The organism is Aliarcobacter vitoriensis, assembly GCF_003316695.1.
Taxonomy (GTDB): Bacteria; Campylobacterota; Campylobacteria; order Campylobacterales; family Arcobacteraceae; genus Aliarcobacter; species Aliarcobacter vitoriensis.
In genome coordinates, this window is the sequence record NZ_PDKB01000007.1 from 35266 (window position 1) to 55819 (window position 20554).

15 protein-coding genes are annotated in these 20554 nt (G+C 25.8%); 7 read left to right on the forward strand and 8 right to left on the reverse strand.

What is annotated here, in order from left to right:
• Positions 1-18: 18 nt before the first annotated feature.
• Positions 19-900: a VIT1/CCC1 transporter family protein gene (locus tag CRU91_RS05080; RefSeq protein ID WP_113894059.1), complete on the forward strand. Its 882-nt coding sequence runs from the start codon at positions 19-21 to the stop codon at positions 898-900.
• A gap of 31 nt (positions 901-931) precedes the next feature.
• Here the strand turns inward: CRU91_RS05080 and CRU91_RS05085 are convergent, their stop codons facing one another.
• Positions 932-2917: a BCCT family transporter gene (locus CRU91_RS05085; protein WP_113894061.1), complete on the reverse strand. Its 1986-nt coding sequence runs from the start codon at positions 2915-2917 to the stop codon at positions 932-934.
• A gap of 216 nt (positions 2918-3133) precedes the next feature.
• On the opposite strand from CRU91_RS05085, the gene CRU91_RS05090 reads away from it, so the two are divergent.
• Complete coding sequence (locus CRU91_RS05090) at positions 3134-4576, forward strand: sensor domain-containing diguanylate cyclase (protein WP_113894063.1); 1443 nt, start codon at positions 3134-3136, stop codon at positions 4574-4576.
• 44 nt (positions 4577-4620) lie between these two features.
• On the opposite strand, the gene CRU91_RS05095 is transcribed toward CRU91_RS05090, so the two are convergent.
• Positions 4621-6246: a cation:proton antiporter gene (locus tag CRU91_RS05095; protein ID WP_113894065.1), complete on the reverse strand. Its 1626-nt coding sequence runs from the start codon at positions 6244-6246 to the stop codon at positions 4621-4623.
• Between the two features lie 32 nt (positions 6247-6278).
• A complete protein-coding gene (locus tag CRU91_RS05100; protein ID WP_113894067.1) occupies positions 6279-7187 on the reverse strand; it encodes a class I SAM-dependent methyltransferase in 909 nt (302 codons plus the stop codon).
• Between the two features lie 90 nt (positions 7188-7277).
• On the opposite strand from CRU91_RS05100, the gene CRU91_RS05105 reads away from it, so the two are divergent.
• Together CRU91_RS05105 and CRU91_RS05110 are read left to right on the forward strand one after the other, a co-directional pair.
• On the forward strand, positions 7278-8660 hold the full coding sequence (locus tag CRU91_RS05105) for an MBOAT family O-acyltransferase (RefSeq protein ID WP_113894069.1): 1383 nt from the start codon (positions 7278-7280) through the stop codon (positions 8658-8660).
• An 8-nt stretch (positions 8661-8668) separates the two neighbouring features.
• Entirely contained in the window at positions 8669-9655 is a 987-nt protein-coding gene (locus tag CRU91_RS05110; protein WP_113894071.1) for a hypothetical protein, read from the forward strand.
• A 20-nt stretch (positions 9656-9675) separates the two neighbouring features.
• Here the strand turns inward: CRU91_RS05110 and CRU91_RS05115 are convergent, their stop codons facing one another.
• Positions 9676-10845 carry an acyltransferase family protein gene (locus tag CRU91_RS05115; protein ID WP_235826953.1) on the reverse strand — a complete coding sequence of 390 codons (1170 nt, stop codon included), beginning with the start codon at positions 10843-10845 and terminating at the stop codon, positions 9676-9678.
• A gap of 151 nt (positions 10846-10996) precedes the next feature.
• Here CRU91_RS05115 and CRU91_RS05120 point away from each other — a divergent pair, with 151 nt between their 5' ends.
• Together CRU91_RS05120 and CRU91_RS05125 are read left to right on the forward strand one after the other, a co-directional pair.
• Positions 10997-12364 carry a FecR family protein gene (locus CRU91_RS05120; RefSeq protein ID WP_113894073.1) on the forward strand — a complete coding sequence of 456 codons (1368 nt, stop codon included), beginning with the start codon at positions 10997-10999 and terminating at the stop codon, positions 12362-12364.
• Between the two features lie 8 nt (positions 12365-12372).
• Entirely contained in the window at positions 12373-13677 is a 1305-nt protein-coding gene (locus CRU91_RS05125; RefSeq protein ID WP_222718404.1) for a tetratricopeptide repeat protein, read from the forward strand.
• Here the strand turns inward: CRU91_RS05125 and CRU91_RS05130 are convergent.
• The 3 genes from CRU91_RS05130 to CRU91_RS05140 form a co-directional block, all read right to left on the reverse strand.
• Positions 13674-15836: a CHASE2 domain-containing protein gene (locus tag CRU91_RS05130; RefSeq protein ID WP_113894077.1), complete on the reverse strand. Its 2163-nt coding sequence runs from the start codon at positions 15834-15836 to the stop codon at positions 13674-13676. The two genes, CRU91_RS05125 and CRU91_RS05130, sit on opposite strands and share 4 nt — an antisense overlap.
• A complete protein-coding gene (locus CRU91_RS05135; RefSeq protein WP_113894079.1) occupies positions 15829-18156 on the reverse strand; it encodes an HD domain-containing phosphohydrolase in 2328 nt (775 codons plus the stop codon). The genes CRU91_RS05130 and CRU91_RS05135 overlap by 8 nt, the downstream gene beginning before the upstream one ends.
• Before the next feature lie 62 nt (positions 18157-18218).
• A complete protein-coding gene (locus CRU91_RS05140; protein ID WP_113894081.1) occupies positions 18219-19385 on the reverse strand; it encodes a pyridoxal phosphate-dependent aminotransferase in 1167 nt (388 codons plus the stop codon).
• Between the two features lie 82 nt (positions 19386-19467).
• Here CRU91_RS05140 and CRU91_RS05145 point away from each other — a divergent pair, with 82 nt between their 5' ends.
• Complete coding sequence (locus tag CRU91_RS05145; RefSeq protein ID WP_113894083.1) at positions 19468-20061, forward strand: M48 family metallopeptidase; 594 nt, start codon at positions 19468-19470, stop codon at positions 20059-20061.
• On the opposite strand, the gene CRU91_RS05150 is transcribed toward CRU91_RS05145, so the two are convergent.
• Positions 20045-20464: a DUF721 domain-containing protein gene (locus CRU91_RS05150; protein ID WP_113894085.1), complete on the reverse strand. Its 420-nt coding sequence runs from the start codon at positions 20462-20464 to the stop codon at positions 20045-20047. The two genes, CRU91_RS05145 and CRU91_RS05150, sit on opposite strands and share 17 nt — an antisense overlap.
• Positions 20465-20554 lie beyond the last annotated feature (90 nt).

A 20554-nucleotide genomic window follows, 5' to 3' on the forward strand; every position in this document is an offset into this window, starting at 1 on the left:
AAATTATAAAGGATTTTTATGGATATTTTATCAAATAAATCAAATTTAAAGAAAGCTTTAAAGCAACAACAAAATGAGATAAATGATTATACTATTTATAAATCTTTAGCATTTCATCAAAAAGATGAGAATAACAAAAAAATATTTGAAAAAATTGCCAATGAAGAGAAAAATCATTATGATTTTTGGGTAAAAATCACAAATCAACAATTAAAAGCACAAAAGTTTATTGTGCTTTTTTATATATTTCTTGTAAAAATATTTGGAACTTCTTTTGCTTTAAAAACCCTAGAAAAAAGAGAAGCTGGAGCAGAAGAGTTTTATAAAGAACTTTTTGACATTTATCCAGAATCAAAAAATATTTATAAGCAAGAAACAGAACATGAATTTATTTTGATTGATATGTTACACGATAAAAAACTTATTTATGCAGGAGCAATAGTTTTAGGTATGAATGATGCTTTAGTAGAACTAACTGGAACTTTAAGTGGTCTTGCATTTGCTTTTGATAAAAGTATAGTTGTTGGGATTACTGGGCTTATTATGGGTATTGCAGCATCACTATCAATGGCTGGTTCAGCATATCTTGAAGCTAAAGAAAATCCTAGTGAACTTATCAAACCTTTGACATACTCTACTTATACTGGTATTGCTTATATACTTACAACTGCTATTTTAGTATCACCATTTTTTATTTTTGATTCTATTATAGAATCAATTATTTTGATGTTTATTTGTGCATTTATAGCTATTGTTTCATATAATTTTTATATAAGTGTTGCAAAAGATTTAAGTTTTACAAAAAGAGTTTTACAAATGTCAGCTATAACTTTTGGAGTTGCTATAATATCTTTTTTAATCGGCTATTTAGTAAAACACTATTTTGGAATAGATATATAATCAGAAATCTTAAATGATCTCTGATTTATATTTAATCCACAGGTATAACTGGATTTAAGCTAGAAGTATTATTTAAAAAGTGTCTATGCTTTTCAAATTGATCTATAATATCTGTAATTATTGCATCTACATCATATCCATAAATATCATAAGCTTTATTTCCATCTTGTAAAAACACTTCAGCTCTAGCATACTTTTTTTGTTCTTTTGTAGGATTTACACTATCTGGATAGGCATAAGGTGGTGTGTCGTAATTTCTTGCACGAACTTCATATATAAAATCAAAGTCATTTGAGTGCTCAACTCTTAGCTTTGATATAGCTTTTTCTTTATCATTTGAAACTTCAACTACCCAAGAGTATTTTTCAAGTTCTGTTTCAACTGTATTCATAGCTTCTATTATGTCTTCATTTATAAACCTTTTTGTTTCAGCAACTTTTGGAAACTCTATAATTCTACTAAGTCTTGAATTCCAAGTTCCACTTATTTTCCCATGTCTTCCTGCATTCATATGGTGCTTTAAGCTTTCACTTCTAATAAGTTCCAAATTCAAAGCTTTAAAAACTCCCCAACAAGAAACAAGCATAACAAGAGCAAAAGGTAAAGCTATAATAATAGAAGCGGATTGTAAAGCTTCCAATCCACCAGCAAGAAGCATTGCAATTGCAACAACTCCTTGTGAAATTGCCCAAAATACTCTTTGCCAAACTGGATTATTTATTTTTCCTCCACTTGAAATTGTATCAACTACTAAAGAACCACTATCTGAAGATGTTATAAAAAATACAGCAACTAAAACTATTGCAAAAATAGATGTTATTGTAGAAAAAGGATATAGTTCTAAAAACTTAAAAAGCGCAATAGAAACATCATTTGAAACAGCTGTTGCCAAAATAGTATATCCTTCATTTAAAATAGAATATAAAGCACTATTTCCAAAAACAGTCATCCACAAAAAAGTAAATCCAGCAGGTAAAAATAAAACTCCAATGATAAACTCTCTTATAGTCCTTCCTCTTGAAACTCTAGCTATAAACATTCCTACAAATGGTGCCCAAGATATCCACCAAGCCCAATAAAATAGTGTCCAAGAACTCATCCACGATGATTTTTCTTCATAAGTATATAAATTGAAAGTTTTTTCAACAATACTTGATAAGTATGTTCCAATATTTTGAATAAAAGCATCAAAAAGATAAAATGTAGGACCAGCAACAAATACAAATAAAAGTAAAAATCCAGCTAAATATACATTTAAAATAGATAGTTTTTTTATTCCACTATCAAGCCCAGATATAACTGAAGCTAAAGCTATTGCACAAATAAGAACAATTAAAATAATTTGTGTATTTATTCCAACTTCTACATCAAAAACATAGTTTAATCCAGAGTTTATTTGTAAAACTCCAAATCCTAAAGTTGTAGCAACACCAAAAATTGTTCCTAAAACTGCAATAGTATCAACACTATGACCTATTTTTCCATATATTTTATCTCCAATTAGTGGATAAAGTGCTGATCGAATAGTCAAAGGTAAGCCATGTCTAAATGAAAAATATGCTAAAACCAATCCAACTATTGCATATATTGACCAAGCGTTTAATCCCCAGTGAAAAAAGACTATTCCCATAGCATCTTTTGCAGATTGAATACTTTGTTCTCCAATAGGAGGATTTGCATAATGAACAATAGGTTCAGCAACTCCCCAGAACATTATTCCTATACCCATTCCAGCAGAAAATAGCATAGAAAACCAAGAAAAATTTGAATAGTCAGGTTTTGATTGATCTGGACCTAATTTGAATTTACCATAAGGAGAAAAAGCTAAAAAAAGAGCAAAGATAGTAAAAATAGAAACACTTAACATATAAAGCCAACCAAATTTATCAGCTATAAAATTTTTGGTGGTAGTGAAAATATCCTTGGATAGAGCAGGATTAATAAAAGTAAATATCACCAATAAGGTAATAAAGACGACCGCAGGTATAAAAACAGGCTTTAGAACTGTTGATTTCATAGTTTTCCTTTTGTATAAGATGTGTACTAAAATAACAAAGCTTTTCTTAATAATGAGTTATGAAAGAGTACAAATATAGTCTTTAATACGTTCAAAACACTTACTTCATAATGCTTTTGCAAATTTAAGAATTTAATTATAAGATGAAATATATTTACTATTTACATTTTTAGAATAAAAGGATATTCTAATAAATCTAATTAATAAAGAAAATATATGCTACTAAAATCAAAATATAATGTTGTAATACTAATCACTGTTTTACTAATATTTTTTTCTATCGTTCTTTCTATTATCAACTATGTTGTATCTTTAAATACTGCACAAAATCAGTTAAAAGAACAAGCTTTACCACTCTCTTTGGATAATATTTATACGGATATTCAAAAAGGTATTATTGAACCTTATTTAGTATCTTCAATGATGGCGAATGATACTTTTGTACAAGATTGGCTTGTGAATGAAGAAATAAATGATAAAAAGATAATAAGATATCTTGAAGCAATTAAAAATAAATATGATATGTTCAACACTTTTTTAGTATCTGATACAACAAAGAATTACTATACACAAAATGGATTTATAGAGAAAATAGATGAAAATAATGAAGAAAATAAGTGGTATTTTAATTTTAAAAATATCCAAAATAAACATGAAATAAATTTAGATTTCAATGAACATTTATCAAATAATATGATTATGTTTATAAACTACAAAATTTTTGACAAAGATTACCATTTTTTAGGAGCTACTGGAGTTGCTATAAAAATTTCATATATTGGTGATTTATTACAATCTTTTAGATTAAAACACAAATTTATTGTTACTTTTTTCAATAAAGATGGAAAAGTTATCCTATCAGAAAGGCAAATAAACTCAAAAACAAGTTTAGATGAATATCAAATTTTGAAAAATTATAAGGATTTGATTTTATCAAAAAAAACAAATACAATCGAATATAATTCAAAGAATGGGGATAAACATATATTAAACACAAAATATATTCCTGAACTTGACTTATATTTAACGATTGAAGCAAATTTAAACGATTTTACAAAAGATGTACATAATATATTTTATCTCAACTTGATTCTTTCAATTTTTGTTACTTTTATTATCTCAATTTTGGTATTTCTAATAATAAAAAATTATAGTAAAAAATTGGAATATCTTCTAGTTTTTGATGCTTTAACAGATATACCAAATAGAAGAGATTTTGAAGAAAAATTAAAAAATCATATATTATTAAAAAGAAGAAAAGATATTCAACTAAGTCTTATATTCTTAGATGTAGATGACTTTAAAAGTATAAATGACAAATTAGGTCATCAAAAAGGGGATTTAGTTTTAAAAAGAGTTGCTAGTATCTTAGAATCTGGGATTAGACAAACTGATTTAATTGCAAGATGGGGAGGAGAAGAGTTTATCATAGCTTTAATAGATTCTTCTTTGGAAAATTCTAAAATAATTTGTGAAAACTTAAGAAAGAGTATTGAACAAGATATACAATTAGAAGAAATTTGTTCATATAATGTTACAGCTAGTTTTGGTTTGACTATGATACAAGAATTAGAGACTAAAGAGAGTGCTTTATTAAGAGTTGATGAAGCAATGTATCTGTCAAAAAATAGTGGGAAAAACAGAATAACTATTCTTTAAAAACCTATTCTATTTCCAACTCAAAGTTGGAAATAGATAATAAATTAATCATATTTATATGATTTTATATCACAACTATTTGTTGCTTCTTCAACAAGTGATTTTCCTATTTGAGCATAGGCGTGTATAAATTTTTTTATTTTTAGATCACTTAAAAGTTGTTTCTCGTCCAAAGATTCATATTTTAAAATAATATTTGCAGTTGGACAATATTTCATTATTGCATCACAAATAAGTATTTTATCTTGAGTTTCATTTATAGTCATAATAATACTTGAAGATTTTTCAACTTTTAAAGCCTCTAAAACTGACTCTTTTTCTAAATTCCCAAAAAATGCTTTATATCCTAGTTTTGTAGCTAATTGAACTTGTCTTAAGTCATTTGAAACAATAACAAAAGTAAGTTTTCTATCTTCCAAATCTTTTGCTACAACTCTACCTAAAATTGAAAATCCACAAACAATAATATGGTTTTTATCATTGATGGTTTCTATTTTATCACTTTCATATAAATCTTTTGCCAAAGCTCCTGATATTTTATATATATTGTTCAAGAAAAATGGAGTTAAAATCATAGACATTACAGATATTAAAACTAAGAAATTAGCTGTTTCTTGTGGTATTACACCTTGATTTGAAGCCAAAGTAAATATAGCAAAAGAGAACTCCCCTACTTGACAAAGAGCAATCGCTGTTTTTATAGCTGTATTTTTATCTGATTTTCTTCTAATTATCATATATACAGCTATTGCTTTTAATAACATTACAAGTAAAAACAGACCAATTACAATATGTATATTTTGTAAAAAATATACAATATCTATTTTTACTCCAACAGTAAAAAAGAATGTACCTAAAAGTAAATCTTTCAAATTTACGATATCTGATTCAACTTTAATTCTAAATTTTGTATCAGCTATTATCATTCCAGCTAAAAAAGCCCCCAAAGAGTAAGTAAATCCCAAATATTCAGCTAAAAGAGATGCACCTATAACTATCGATAAAACTGCACCTATAAAAAGTTCTTCCATTCTAGTATCTGCTGAAAATCTAAGCAACCAAGTGATTATTTTTTTACCAAAAATAAACATAAAAAATAAAATTATAGCTGCACTAATAGCAGTTTTTATAAGAACTTCTGAAATTGACAAAGTATCATTTGTCAAAAAAGATATTAAAAGTAAAATAGGAATTACAGCTAAATCTTGAAAAATCAATATAGCTGTACTTCTTTCGCCATAAGGTGTATAAATATCTCTTGATTGTTTTAAATATGGTAGAACAATAGCTGTTGAAGACAATGAAAAAGCTAATGCAACTATTAAAGATATTTCAATACTCAAATGAAAAATAAGATATGCCACAAAAAATATTAAAATAGCACTTATTGCAACTTGTAAAAAACCATTTAAAAGTAAAATTTCTTTCATCTTTTTTATTTTTTCAATACTTATTTCAAGTCCAATAGTAAACATTAAAAATACAATACCAAATTCAGCTATAGCATCAAGAGAGTCCATATTTGCACCCTTGAAATGAAAACCATAAGATATGATAATACCAGTTAAAATATAACCTATAATTTGAGATATACCAAATTTTTTTAAAATTATATTTAAAACTGTTGCTAGAAAAATAGCTAAAAATAGCGTTGTTAAGAAGTGTTCCATGATAATTCTTTTTTGTAAAATGCGGGATTATATCAATATTTTTTTAAAAAAACTAAACTTTTTAAAGAATTTTCTTCATTATTTGTTATAAATTCAAAAGAATTTTCCAACTTTTCTACAAACTGAAAATCTTTTGCATTGATTTTAAATAGCTCAATCAAAAAATCACTACTTAAAAATGGATCATTTAAACAAGCAAGTACAATAGAGCCTTTTTTTGTAAGTAAGTCTAACTTTTTTATGATTTTCTCATAATCTTTTGAAGCTACAAATGAGTTTTTTTGAAAAGAAGGTGGATCAATAATAACTATATCAAATGGTGAATCTTTTCTAATTGTAGAGATAGATTTTAATATGTTATATGGTAGAAATTTTACCTTTTTTGTATCAAGATTATTTATTCTATGATTTTCTCTTCCCATACTCAAACTTGGTTTTGACATATCTACATTTATAACCGTTGAAGCTCCTCCAGCTATTGCAGATACACTAAAAGCACAAGTATATGAAAATAGATTCAATACACTTTTATCTTTTGATATAGATTTTATATATTCTCTTCCTTTTTTCATATCAAAAAATAGTCCAATATTTCTATTTTTAAAGTTGATTTTATATTTTAAACCATTTTCAATAGCTGTAAAATCATCTAAAATTCCACCAAATATTACCTCATAAAAATCATCTGATTTATATTTTCTTTGTACTATAAAATTTGAAAAATTATTGTTTTTTGCAGTATCCTCTAAAATTAAAATAATATTTTTCTCTTTTTGGTTACTTTCATAAAAACTAGCAAATAATGTATCATTTATGCTATCAACTGTCAAATGAGAAAAATCTTCATAAAAATTCCCACGACCATGAAAAACTCTTTTTATCTCTTCATTTTTATCTTTTAAATTGTCTAATATTATATTTTTTAAATCATTTTCATTCATAAGGCGAATTATACACAATTTTTTTACAATCATTACACGATTATTATATAAATTTCCACGATTTTTTCACATTTAAAAAAGGTTTTCACAGTGCTTTTTAATTCATATGAATTTTTATTTATATTTTTACCATTAACTTTAATTTTATATTTTTATTTAAATTCATTAAAATTGATCACTTTGAGTAAAACAATGCTTGTATTTGCTAGTTTATTTTTCTACTCTTGGTGGAATATCATATATCTTCCTTTGATTTTAGGAAGTATGATTTTCAATTTTTACATAGGGAAATCTTTAGGAAAAAAAGCAAACAAATCTATGCTAACTTTTGGAATTGTAGGAAATGTTGCACTTTTAGGATATTTTAAATATGCTGATTTTTTCATTGAAAATTTTAACTGGGCATTTAACTCTCAAACTCCCCTACTTCATTTAGCTCTACCTTTAGCAATCAGCTATTTTACTTTTCAACAAATTGCATTTTTAGTTGATAATTATAAAGGTGAAGTAAAAGAGTTTAGCTTTTTAAATTACTCACTTTTTATCACATTTTTTCCACAACTTTTAATGGGTCCAATTGTTCATCACAAAGAGATGATGCCACAATTTGCTCTAAAATGGAGAAGTTATATAAGATGGGAAAATATATCTTTAGGACTTTTTATATTTGCAATAGGACTTGCAAAGAAGTGTTTAATAGGTGACCCTCTCACAGATTATGCCCAATATGGCTTTGATAATGCTCAAAAACTCACAATGATAGAAGCTTGGTATGCTTCAACTTCTTATGTTTTATCATACTATTTTGACCTATCAGGATATGCTGATATGGCTATTGGAATAGCAAAAATGTTTAATATCGATTTACCAAAAAATTTTAATAGTCCATATAAAGCTAGAAATTTCGCTGATTATTGGAGAAGATGGCATATAACTTTGAGTAGATTTTTAGGTGATTATATATATAAAAGTTTAGGTGGAAATAAAAATGTAGTTTGGATTATTTATCTAAATATTATGATTACTTTTTTTGTATCTGGATTTTGGCATGGTGCAGGATGGACTTTTATAGTTTGGGGACTTTTAAATGGACTTTTTGTAGTTTTTGCACATATGATGAAAAAAGCAAATTTAGAAATGAATTTTTATCTAGCTTGGTTTTTAATGTTTATTGGATTAATCATCACTAGAACACTATTTGTAGCAAACGATTTTAGTGATGCTTGGTATGTAACTTATACTTTATTTAATATTACAAATCTAAAATTTCAAGAGTTATATCATATAGATGCAGTTTTCCAAAGCTTTTACATAGTTTTAGCTCTTGTTTTAGCTCTTGGATTTAAAAATAGTGGTGAAATAGCTCTTAATTTCAAACCAAATTTAAAATATTCTTTATATACGGCTATTTTAATATCAGCTTCTTTATTCACTTTTTCAAGTGCAAAAGAGTTTTTATATTTCCAATTTTAAGGTAAAAAATGAAAAAACAAAAAAAATTTATACTTTTAACTCTACTTTTTATTTTTATTTTTTTCTCTATTGGAGTATTTATAAGATATATTATAGACCCAGTTGGAATAAATAACAAATTTGATATAGGACTTAGAAAAGATACAGCTTTAGCATATAGAACACAAAAATATGTAGAATTAAATGAACTACAACCAAATACAATTCTTTTAGGTGGAAGTAGAGTTCACTATTTAAACCCAAAAGACATAGAAAAATATACAAACGACAAGGTTTATAATCTTGGTCTTCAATTTGCAACTTTGGAAGAGCAATACTATTTTTTAAAACACTCACTAGAAAATTTAAAAATAAATACTGTTATTATAGGGCTTAATTTCTATACATTTAATGACAATTTAAAAGAGAATAGCAGTGATTTTAATAAAAATATTTTTGATTATGGATTTAATCTATTTTACCAAGTAAAACACTATTTGGAAGTACCTATATTTAAATATTTAAAATATGTTATTCCAAACAATGATAGAAATCTTTTTTATGAAAATGGTGCAATAACTCTATATCATCAAGAAAAAGTTATAAAAAATAACAACAAAGAACATATGTGGCAAGGAACACTAAACTACTATCAAAAAGTATATAAAGATTTTAATATTTTAGGAGAAAAAAACTTTGATTATTACAAAAAAATGGTAGATTTATGTAAACAACATAATGTTAAATTAAAAGTATTTACAACAGCAATTCATACTTCACAATTAAAGCTTATAGAAGAAGAAAATAAACTAGATATTTTTGATAGATGGAAAAATGAAATAGCTCAAATATTTCCTTATTGGGATTTTATGAATGAAAATAGCATAACTGAAGATGAAGAAAATTTTATAGACTCTTCACATATCAAACAAGATTTTGGTTATTTGTACTTTGCAAAAATATTTGAAGATTTTGATATAGATATTCCAGAAGATTTTGGAATTTTTATAGAGTAATTAGGGCAAAAGCCCTAATATTATTTTGCTAGTTTATCTACAAATTTACTAACAGGAGTTACAAGTCTTTGTAACAACATACTTACTAAAATAAATGCTATAAGCCATGCAATAACAGCAGCCCAAGCAGGTAAATAAACAAAGAAAATATCATATTTTGCCATAAGTGGCCAGTGGATTAAGTAAACTTCGTAAGAGTAAACTCCATAAATAGTTAAAAATTTACTTTCAACTTTTTTAAGTACAAATATCACAATAAATGCCAACATTATAACAATTGACATAACTTGCTCTACAAAGAAACCTTGCCCTAAAATATCTTTTAAAGTTGGCCAAGAGTTTGCTCCAGTTCTTTGAGATACATAAAAAACTATAACAAACATAATAGCCATAACAATGTATTTCATATCTTTTGAATTATCTCTAAAGTTTTTTACATAACTAACAAATTTGTTTTCTTGACCATCTTTTATTTGAACCAACCAAGCTGCAATAATCCCTAAAGAAAATGCTACTGTGTGAAGTCTATGAAGCCAATTACTTCCTAAATCAAAAATATTAAATGTACCAATAATTGTAGCAATAACAGCTAGTATAATTGCAGTTAGCCAAGGTTTATTTTTGAAAAATACTAAAGGAAATAACAGATAAAACATTATCATCCATGTAATATACCAAAATGGAGAGTTTACATCACCAAATCCATCTGCTGTTGGGAAAAAACCTAACATCGATTTTATCATATATCCAATAGAGTAAGTTTTATCCATAAATACAGCATCGGCTATAAACATTATAATCAAAGCTATCCAAAATGGAATAAATATTTTTATAACTCTTTTTTTATAGAAATCAGCAACTTTCATCGGTTTTTTTAGTATTCCAACAGTTAAACCAAATCCTGACATAAATAAAAACAGATCAACCCCAACTCCAGCAATTATAGAAAGTGGAAATAAAAATTCACTATTTGTAACTTTCATATATGCAAAGTGAGCAAAAACAACAGTTAAAATACCTAAACCTTTTAGCTCATTTGTAACAGGTATTGGAAAAACATCTGTGTGATTTGAATCTTTTAAAGTTGTAAATAAAACTAATATCGCAAAAGCAATAACAACAAAAGTAGATAGTTGAAGACTTGTAAAAGTAACAATATCATTTGTAAGTGTAATAGGACCTATACTCAAGCAAATACCCCTAAAATTTAAATTAAACTCTTTAAGTTTGGGCGATTTTATCTAAAAATTAATTAATAAAAAGTTAATAATATTTAATAATTTTATCTAACACAAAGATTTTTTATGTTATTTTTTTGAAATTTTATCTTAGGAATATATAATGAAAAAATTATTTATTATTTTATTTATGTTTTCAACAATGCTTTTCGCAAATATAGGAACTATAACTTTACTTGAAGGAGAGGCATACGTTCAAAGAAAAGCTGATACATTTAAGTTAAATTTTGGGGATAAAATAAACGAAAAAGATAGAATAGAGACAAAAGTAAACTCTAAAATTCAAATAACCTTTATAGATAATACTATTATTACAATTGGAAAAGAGTCAAGTTTAGATGTAGAAGAGTACCTATTTTCAAATAATCAAAATGCAAGTAGCAACTTTAGCGTTACAAAAGGTGCATTCCATGTAATAACAGGGCAAATAGGAAAGGTAAATCCATCTAAATTTAAACTAAAAACAAAAAATGCCTCTATTGGTATTAGAGGAACAGAGTTTTTAGGAGATCAAACTAGAGTATTTTGTGCAAGTGGAGCAATTTTTGTAGAGTCTTTTGGTGAAATAAGAGAGGTAACAAATGGGAACTATATAAATACTTTTGAAAATCAAATTCCTAGCCAATCAATGCCAACTGATACAAAAGAGTTTGAAGAGGTAGACTCTCAATTAAACACAAACTCTTTGAGTAATAATCAAACTCCAAACTTTAATACAGACCAAAGTAGCCCATTAGCTTTAAATAATAATCCAGCAAATAACGATAATCCTATTTTAGTAAATATAGATAGCCATGAAACTTGGGGATATTGGAATAATTCTATTAGTGATGAAAAAAATCTTGCAACTTTAGATAAAGGTATAGTTGAAAAAATTTCTAAAAATAATAGTAGTTCAGATCCAAATCCATCAGATCCAAATCCATCAGATCCATCAGATCCATCAGATCCAAATCCATCAGATCCAAATCCATCAGATCCAAATCCATCAGATCCAAATCCATCAGATCCAAATCCATCAGATCCAAATCCATCAGATCCAAATCCATCAGATCCAAATCCATCAGATCCAGCAAGTACATTAACAGATTTAACATATATACAAAATTTACTAAATGGTAGCTCTACTACTACCTTAAATTATCTAGGAAGTTTCTTTGGAGAGAATATAACTAATGTTGGTTCTATTGAATTATATTTCGATATAGGTGGGCACACAAACTTTTTATATGGAAGTTATAGTTTTGAACATAGTAACAACGAATATAATGGAGAAATTTTTAATAGTGGTAGTGCATTAAATTTAGATAGTAGAGATAATACAATGTTCTTTGAGTCTATGAGTGGAGATACAAGAGTTTATGGACAATTTTATGGTTCCAATATGGATAGTGTAAAAGGGAATATTAGTAATTTTGATCCAACTAATATTTATGAATCTGTTAATTTTAGTGCGAACAAACAGCCATAAGGACAAAAATGAAAAAATCTATTATATTATCAACTCTATTATTTTCAAACATAGCTTTTGCAAATCAAAACTATTCAAATGAACACTTTTCTAAAGCTATTGAAAGTTACAATAATAGAATATTTCAAGATAGTTATATACTTCTTCAAAAATATGTGAAAGAGAATAAATTAAATAAGGATACAACTTTTGTTCTGGCACGAAGTGCCTATGAGATAGGTAGATTTGATGAAGCTTTGGTTTTATACCAAAATATTTTAAAAAATGATCCAAATAACAATAGAGTAAAACTAGAACTTGCTCAAACTTATTTTCAAATAAAAGATTTTGATCAAGCAAGAGTTTTATACAATGAAGTTTTACAAGATAATAAACTTCCAATAAATGTAAGAAAAAATATAGAACTAACTTTAAACTCTTTAGATAAAAAATCTCAAAGAAACTTTTTAAAAACAACTTTGAGTCTTGGTTATGGATATGATTCAAATACGGACAATAACTCAAATGATGATTTTGTAAATTGGGGAAATATACCTTTATCTATTCCAGATAAAAGAAGTGACCATGTTGCAGAGTATATTTTAGCTTTAAATCATACTTTTAAAATCAAAGATAATTTAACTATGGATAATAAATTTGTAGGATATATGCAAAAATATAATCACGACCAGGATAATGACCTAAGCCTTGCAGTTTTTGGAACTGGACTTTCATACTATACTTTAAAATCAAAACTATCTTTAGCTTTTGATTATAACTATGTTTGGCTAGATGATAATACATATTTATTTAACTATATTTTAACTCCTACTTTTGAGTATCAAATAGATAAAAATATTATCTATAAATCAAGATTAAAACTTATAAAAAAAGATTTTAAACAACAAGAATATGGGTATAGAGACTCTATGTATTATGAATTATCAAATAGTTTAGTTTTATTGACTGAAAATTTTGGTATGAATACTTTTTCTATTCTTTTTGGAACTGATAATAAAGATAAAGGTGAAGCTTGGAATGTAGATTACAATTTCGCAAGTATAAGATATGAAAATTTATATCCACTTACAGAATCAACTATTCTTACAAGTGGAGTTGAACTATATTCAGATAGATATAAAAAAGAGGAAAAAGTTTTATATAATAACAAAAAAAGAGATGATAAAATTATTTTTGATCTAGGTATTTTGCAATCTCTAAATAAAAACTTATCTTTAGGTGCAACTTTTAGATATATAAACAATGACTCAAATCAGAATATCTATGAATACGATAAATATATAGTAAAATCAAATATTTACTACTCTTTTTAACCTTTTGTCATATGCTCATAAACACCATCAAAATCTTTTGGTGGTGTTTGTATAAACTCTTTACATCTAGCTATATACATCTTGTAAATATTTTTATTGGTTTTATTTACATCATTTTCTAAATCTTCAAATATCTCTAAAGCCGTCTCAAAATCACTATTTTTATAAAATTCTATTGCTTTATTATAAGAATTTAACTCTTCTTTTAAACTCTCTTTTGCTTCACCTTTTCCTATAACTTGCCAAATTTCAACTGGTTCATTTTTTCCTTTTACTTTTACTAAATCTAAAAACCTAAATATATAATCATCTTTTAACTTCTCTTTTGTATAGTTTGTAATATTTAACTTTGAACCATAAAATTTACATAAACTTTCAACTCTTGAACCGAGATTTATTGTATCTCCAATAACTGTATAATCACTTCTTAAACTACTTCCCATCTCTCCAACGATAACAGTTCCTGTATTTAAACCTATTCCAATATCTATTTTAGGTAAATTTTCTTTTTCAAGTTCAATATTTAATTTTTCTAATACTTCAAGTTGTTCAAGACTTGCTTTTAAAGCCAAATCACTATGATTTTTTATATCAATTGGAGCATTCCAATAAGCCATAATCGCATCACCAATAAATTTATCAATAGTTCCTTGATATTTAATAATAATCTCACTCATAGGTTCCATATATCTATTTAAAAAACTTATTAGCTCTTTTGCATCAAGTTTTTCTGAAATATTTGTAAATCCTCTAATATCACTAAAAAATATAGTTACTTCTTTGCTCTTTGCACTAAATTCATCTTTATCTATATTTTTCAAAATATCATCCATAACATTTTTTGAAACTTTTGAAGCAAATTTTACTTTTATAGCTTTTTCACTTCTAATATTATAGAAATAGTCAAAAATTAAAGATAAAACAGAAGCTAAAACTATTGTTAAAAGAGGAAAAACTATATTCAGAATAACTCCAAAATCAAAAAGAAGCTTATAACTCAATATAATAAAAGATAATATAAAAATAAAAAAAATAATAGGCTTTAAATAAAAATGGCTATAAGTTATTAATATAACAACAATAAAAGACAATAAAGATATAATAATAATATTTAAACCATCTAAATATGAAGCTTTGTGTATAAAATCACCATCCAAAATATTATCTATAATATTTGCATGTACTTCAACACCGGGGAAAACAGAATCAAATGGAGTAGCTCTTAAATCAAACAATCCAGCAGCACTTGTACCAAAAAGTACTATTTTTTCTTTAACATCTTCAATTTGAAAATTATTTTCATATACATCTTTTGCACTAATATATTTGAAACTTTTTTCTGCTCCACGATAATTTATAAACATTCTTCCAAATCTATCAGTAGGAATTATAATATCATCAATGACAATATTTGAAATACCAGTTTCATCATAGTTTATAAAAACTCTTTGAGTATCATTTAAAACTCTAATCATCTCTAATGCTAAAGATGGATATAAAATATCATCAAAAGAGATAAAAAGTGGAACACTTCGTATAATTCCACTTTCATCTGGAATAATATTAAAAAAACCACTAGAATATGAACTATTTTGTAAAATTGGAAGATTTAAAACTGTTCCTTTAGCTTCTATCATAAAGTTTTGATTATTTTGTTTATTCTTCTCAACAAAAACTGCTGGAATAGATGGAGTTTCTTTACTGCTATTATCATTTGATAAATCAAAACTATATCCTAAAATTACTGGAGAATTTTCAATAATTGTTGCAAATTCTAAATCATAATCTTCTAAATTACCTTTAATATTTAATTTCTTAGCTATCTGTTTTGGTGAAGTTCTATCCTCTTCTGCAAAAACAATATCCATTCCAACAACAGCAACATTTGCTAATGTTAAATTTTCAATAATTTTTGATAGTTTATCTCTACTCCAAGGCCATTGCCCAAAATTCTTTATCGAAGCTTCATCTATATCTACTATTATAACATTTTGACTTGTAGGTATCTCTCCTCTAAATAAAAAATATGAATCTCTTATTCTATTATCAAAAGAATCCAATAAATTTGGGAAATATATATAAATAAAAGTTAGAAAAATAGATATAAAAATAGATAAAGAAGTGTAGATGAAAGATTTTTTAATATTTCTTTTAAACATCTAACTGCTCTGGCAAAAGTTCAACTTTGCAGTACTCTTTTAAAGCATCACTGTTTTTAAAAAACTCCAATAAATTTCCATCAATTTCTCCATCCCTTACCATAAAATCTAATATTTTAAATACTTCTGAAAGTTTTTTTGTTTGTTTGTATGGTCTATCATTTGATGTTAAGGCTTCAAAAATATCTGCCAAAATCATAATTCTATCTTCTAAAACTAAATCTTTTTCACTTAGTCCTCTTGGATAACCTTTTCCATTTAGTTTTTCATGATGATTTACTGCTATATGCATTACATTTTCATATTTTTTAGGGAAAGGTAGAACTGATAACATATCGTAAGATAATTGTGCATGAGAATTCATCTTATCTTTTTCTTCATTCGTTAAAGTACCTTTTTGAATAGATAAATTATATTTTTCTCTATCATCTATTAAAGAAGTTAAGTTACCATTTTTATAATATTTATAATTAGATATTCTTTCAATTCTTTCAATATCTTCTTTTTTCATAAATTCTGAGCCAATATTTGCTTTCTCAATAAATCTAAAATCATCTTCTAAATTAGATATTTTAGTTTTATATTCCTCTTGTGTAATAATATTTTTCAAATACTCTATTTCAAAATCTCTTTTTAGAATTTCCACTTTCTCTTTTATTATTTCTATTCCATCAACCATATGTTGTAGTTTTGTAGCTTTATCTATAATCCACTCTGGCATTGAAATTTTTCCAATATCATGAAGTTTTGCTGCTAATTCTATCTCTTTTAAATTATTTTTTGAGTACTTTATATCTTTATAAATAGTTTCATCTTGAGAGATTGATTGAGCAATTAATGGTGCTAATCTTGACATTTTTGTAATATGATTTAAAGTATGTTTTGATTTTGCATCTATTGCACTTGCTATTGTAGAGACAAAAGATTCTAAAAACTTCTCTAAACTAAGTATTAATTGACTATTTGTTAAAGCCATAGCTGCTTGAGAAGATAAAGCTTTTATAATTTTTTCATCATATTCATTATAAGATACTGTTTCTATACGACTTATATTTTTATTTATTAGTTGAATTACTCCTATTACATCTTTTTCATGATTTATTAAAGGGATAACCAACATCGATTTTGAACAATAGCCAGTTGATTTATCAAAACTTTTTGTTCCTTCAAAATTATAGTTTTCACACTCATAAACATCTGGAATGTTAATAATTCTATTTTCCAAGGCAGAAACAACTGCAACCATAGATTTATTTTCTTCACCATTTTCTAAATATAATGGTAAAGAGTTCCAAGAGATTTTTTCTTTTCCTCCCAAATATATATTTAAACTATCATTTTGAACTATTTTAAAATCTAAATATTTTTTATCATCAGATTTTATATATAAAGTTCCTCCATCACTATGAGTTAATTCTCTTGTTAAAGTTAAAATCATCTCATACAACTTATCTTTATCTAATTGACTTGATAACTGTAAGTTTATATCCATTATTCTTTCAAATATTTTATGATCAAGTAATTCGTAATCTACTTTTCCACTATTGATATGAATAATATCTCCATCTTCAAGTATCTTACCACCATTATTAAATACTTTAATTTCGTCTAACTGTGTTCTCATCTCATCTAAGTAAATATGTTTAATATGATAAATAAATACTTGTATATCTCTATTTAACTTATCTATCATCATCTTTAGTGTTTTTGGAGTTAGATGTTTACTATCAAAGGCTAATTTTTCTAATTTATTTGGAAAAGAACATTCAATAAATAGTAATTTTATCTTATCATTTTTATTTATTTCTTCAACTATTTTATCATTTATATATGTATCACCACTTATGATATAAGATTCTTCTTGATTTTTTGTTATAACAAATCCAAATGAACCTTCTATGTGTAAAGCACCTATAACTTTGATTGAATAATTATCTATTATTATTTCTTCATTTTCATATATTTCTTTAAAAGCTAGAGACTTTTTATCACTTCCTATTAAATTTATTTGTGAAAAATCTGGCCAAATTTTACCATTAAAAACATTCTCTTTTAAAATTTCAATAGTTTGCTTTGAAGCATAAATAGTAAGTGTTTCTTTTCTTCTTTCAAAATAACCATCTATTAAAAAAGGTAAATCTACAATATGATCTGAATGAGAATGAGTTAAAAATATATCATTTATTAATGCTGATTTATCACCCAAAATATTTATAATATTTCCAGCATCGATAACGATATTTTTTGATATTTGAAAAGAAGTTGTACCGCTAGTTTTAGATTTACTACCACTACTTCCCAGTACTTTAATGTAGTTCATAAGAAATTTCCTTATTGTGTTATTAAAAAATAATAACACAATAAAGCTGTAAGTTCATAAAATTATTTTTCTACAAACTCTTTAATTCTATTTATTCCATCTACAATTGCTTCCATGCTTGTAGCAAAAGACAATCTTACATATCCTTCCATACCAAAAGCAAGTCCTGGAACAAGTGCAACACCAGTTTGTTCCATTAAATCAGCACAAAATTTCATAGAGTCATTGCTAAATTTTTTAATATTTATAAATAGATAAAAAGCACCATCAGGGTCATAACAAGATAGATTTTTTATCTCATTTATAGTTTTTACTGCATAATCTTTTCTTTTTTCAAATTCAACTCTCATCATCTCAATATCTTTATTGGCTTCACCTTCTAAAGCTGGTATTGCTGCATATTGAGTTATAGAATTGATATTTGAAGTTGCTTGTCCTTGAAGTTTTGACATAGCTTTTGCAAGTTTTGAATCAGGACAAGCAACATAACCAAATCTCCATCCAGTCATAGCTACTGCTTTACTCAAACCATTTATTGTTACAGTTCTATTGTACATATCAGGACTCACAGAAGCCGTTGCTGTAAATTTTTTACCTTTATAGATAAGTTTTTCATACATCTCATCAGATAAAACTACAATATCAGTACCTTTTAAAACTTCCCCTATTTCCAATAACTCTTCTTTTGAATAAATTGAACCAGTTGGATTTGATGGAGAGTTCAACATCAAAATTTTTGTTTTTGGTGTAATTGCATCTTTTAACTGTTTTGCTGTTATTTTAAATTCTGTTGCTTCATCTGTTTCTATAAAAATAGGTTTTCCACCACTATAAATAACTAATTCTGGATAAGTAACCCAATATGGAGAAGGTATTATAACCTCATCACCATCATCAATTAAAGCTTGACAAAGATTAAAAAGTGAATGTTTTGCTCCATTACTTATAACAATCCCATCTAGCTTATAATCCAAATCATGGTCTTTTTTCAACTTATTAATAATTGCTTGTTTAGTAGGTTTTATACCCTCAACAGCGGTATATTTTGTTTTTCCTTCATTTATTGCCTTAATAGCTGCATCTTTTACAACTTTTGGCGTATCAAAATCAGGTTCACCTGCACTAAAACTTAATATATCTTTACCTTGTGCTTTTAGTTCATTTGCTAAAGCTGTTATTGACAAAGTAAGTGAAGGAGATAGTTTCTCCATTCTATTTGCAATTTTCATAATAGTTTTCCTAGAATTTTATTATCATTATACTTGTGGTATAATCCGTGGATTTTATCGAATATTTACTTAAAGGTTTTGATTGAATTTTGAAATAGAGTTAAATAACACAATCATAAAAGTTGAGCTAGAAAACAGAAAAAACATAAAGCACTGTTACTTAAGAATTTTAAAACAAAATCTTATACAAATTAGAGCAAATAGATATTTTACTATAAATGATGCAAAAATATTGATACAAAATAGAAAAAAATGGCTAGAAGAGAATATACAAAAAGTTAAAGAAAAAGCTTTAAATGAAGATGAGTTTTTATTATTTGGAAGAAAAGAAAATATAAGTGAATTTAATATTAAAAATCTTGATAATTTTTATAAAAATGAGATAAAAAAATATATTCCAGATTTGGTTGAAAAATACTCAAATCTTATGAAATTATATCCTACAAAAATATCTTATAGAAAAAATAAAAGAACATGGGGTTCTTGTAACTACAAAAATGAATTAAATTTTAATATATTACTTATGAAATATCCTCTTTTCATAGCTGAATATATAGTTGTTCACGAACTTGCACATATTAAACATAAAAATCACTCAAAAGATTTTTGGAATTTAGTAGAAAAATACTCTCCAAACTATAAAGAAATAGAAAAAATATTTAAGAGCCTTTTATAATTGCTCTGATATCTTCAAATTTTTTAAAAAGTTTTTCATCTTTTACCCTATTTTCAAATATTCCATAAGCTCTTTCATCATATTTTTCAACACTTTCTTCAGTTCCTTTTTTAACTCTTTCTACACTGTTTGATACAAAAAAAGATAGTTTAGTAATATTTTTAAAATTTGAACTCTTTATTAAAGCCAAAATATCGTTTTTTGCATACTCAAACTCAACTTTATATATTTGATGAATTAGTACAAAAACTAAGGTATCGTTTTTTAAATATGCAAATTTTATTCCACTTTTTAATTTTAAAGGTAGTATATTTACAAATCTTTTTATTTCTAAAAAGGTGTTAATTTTATCAAAACTAGGAGTATTTTGGATATGAGTAAGTATTTCATTAATTTTTTTCATTCGCTTATTATAGCAGGTGTTTTATTTAGTTTTAATGGTTGCGGGTATAAAGCTGATCCAGTTTATTCTCCAAATGATAAACAAGAAACA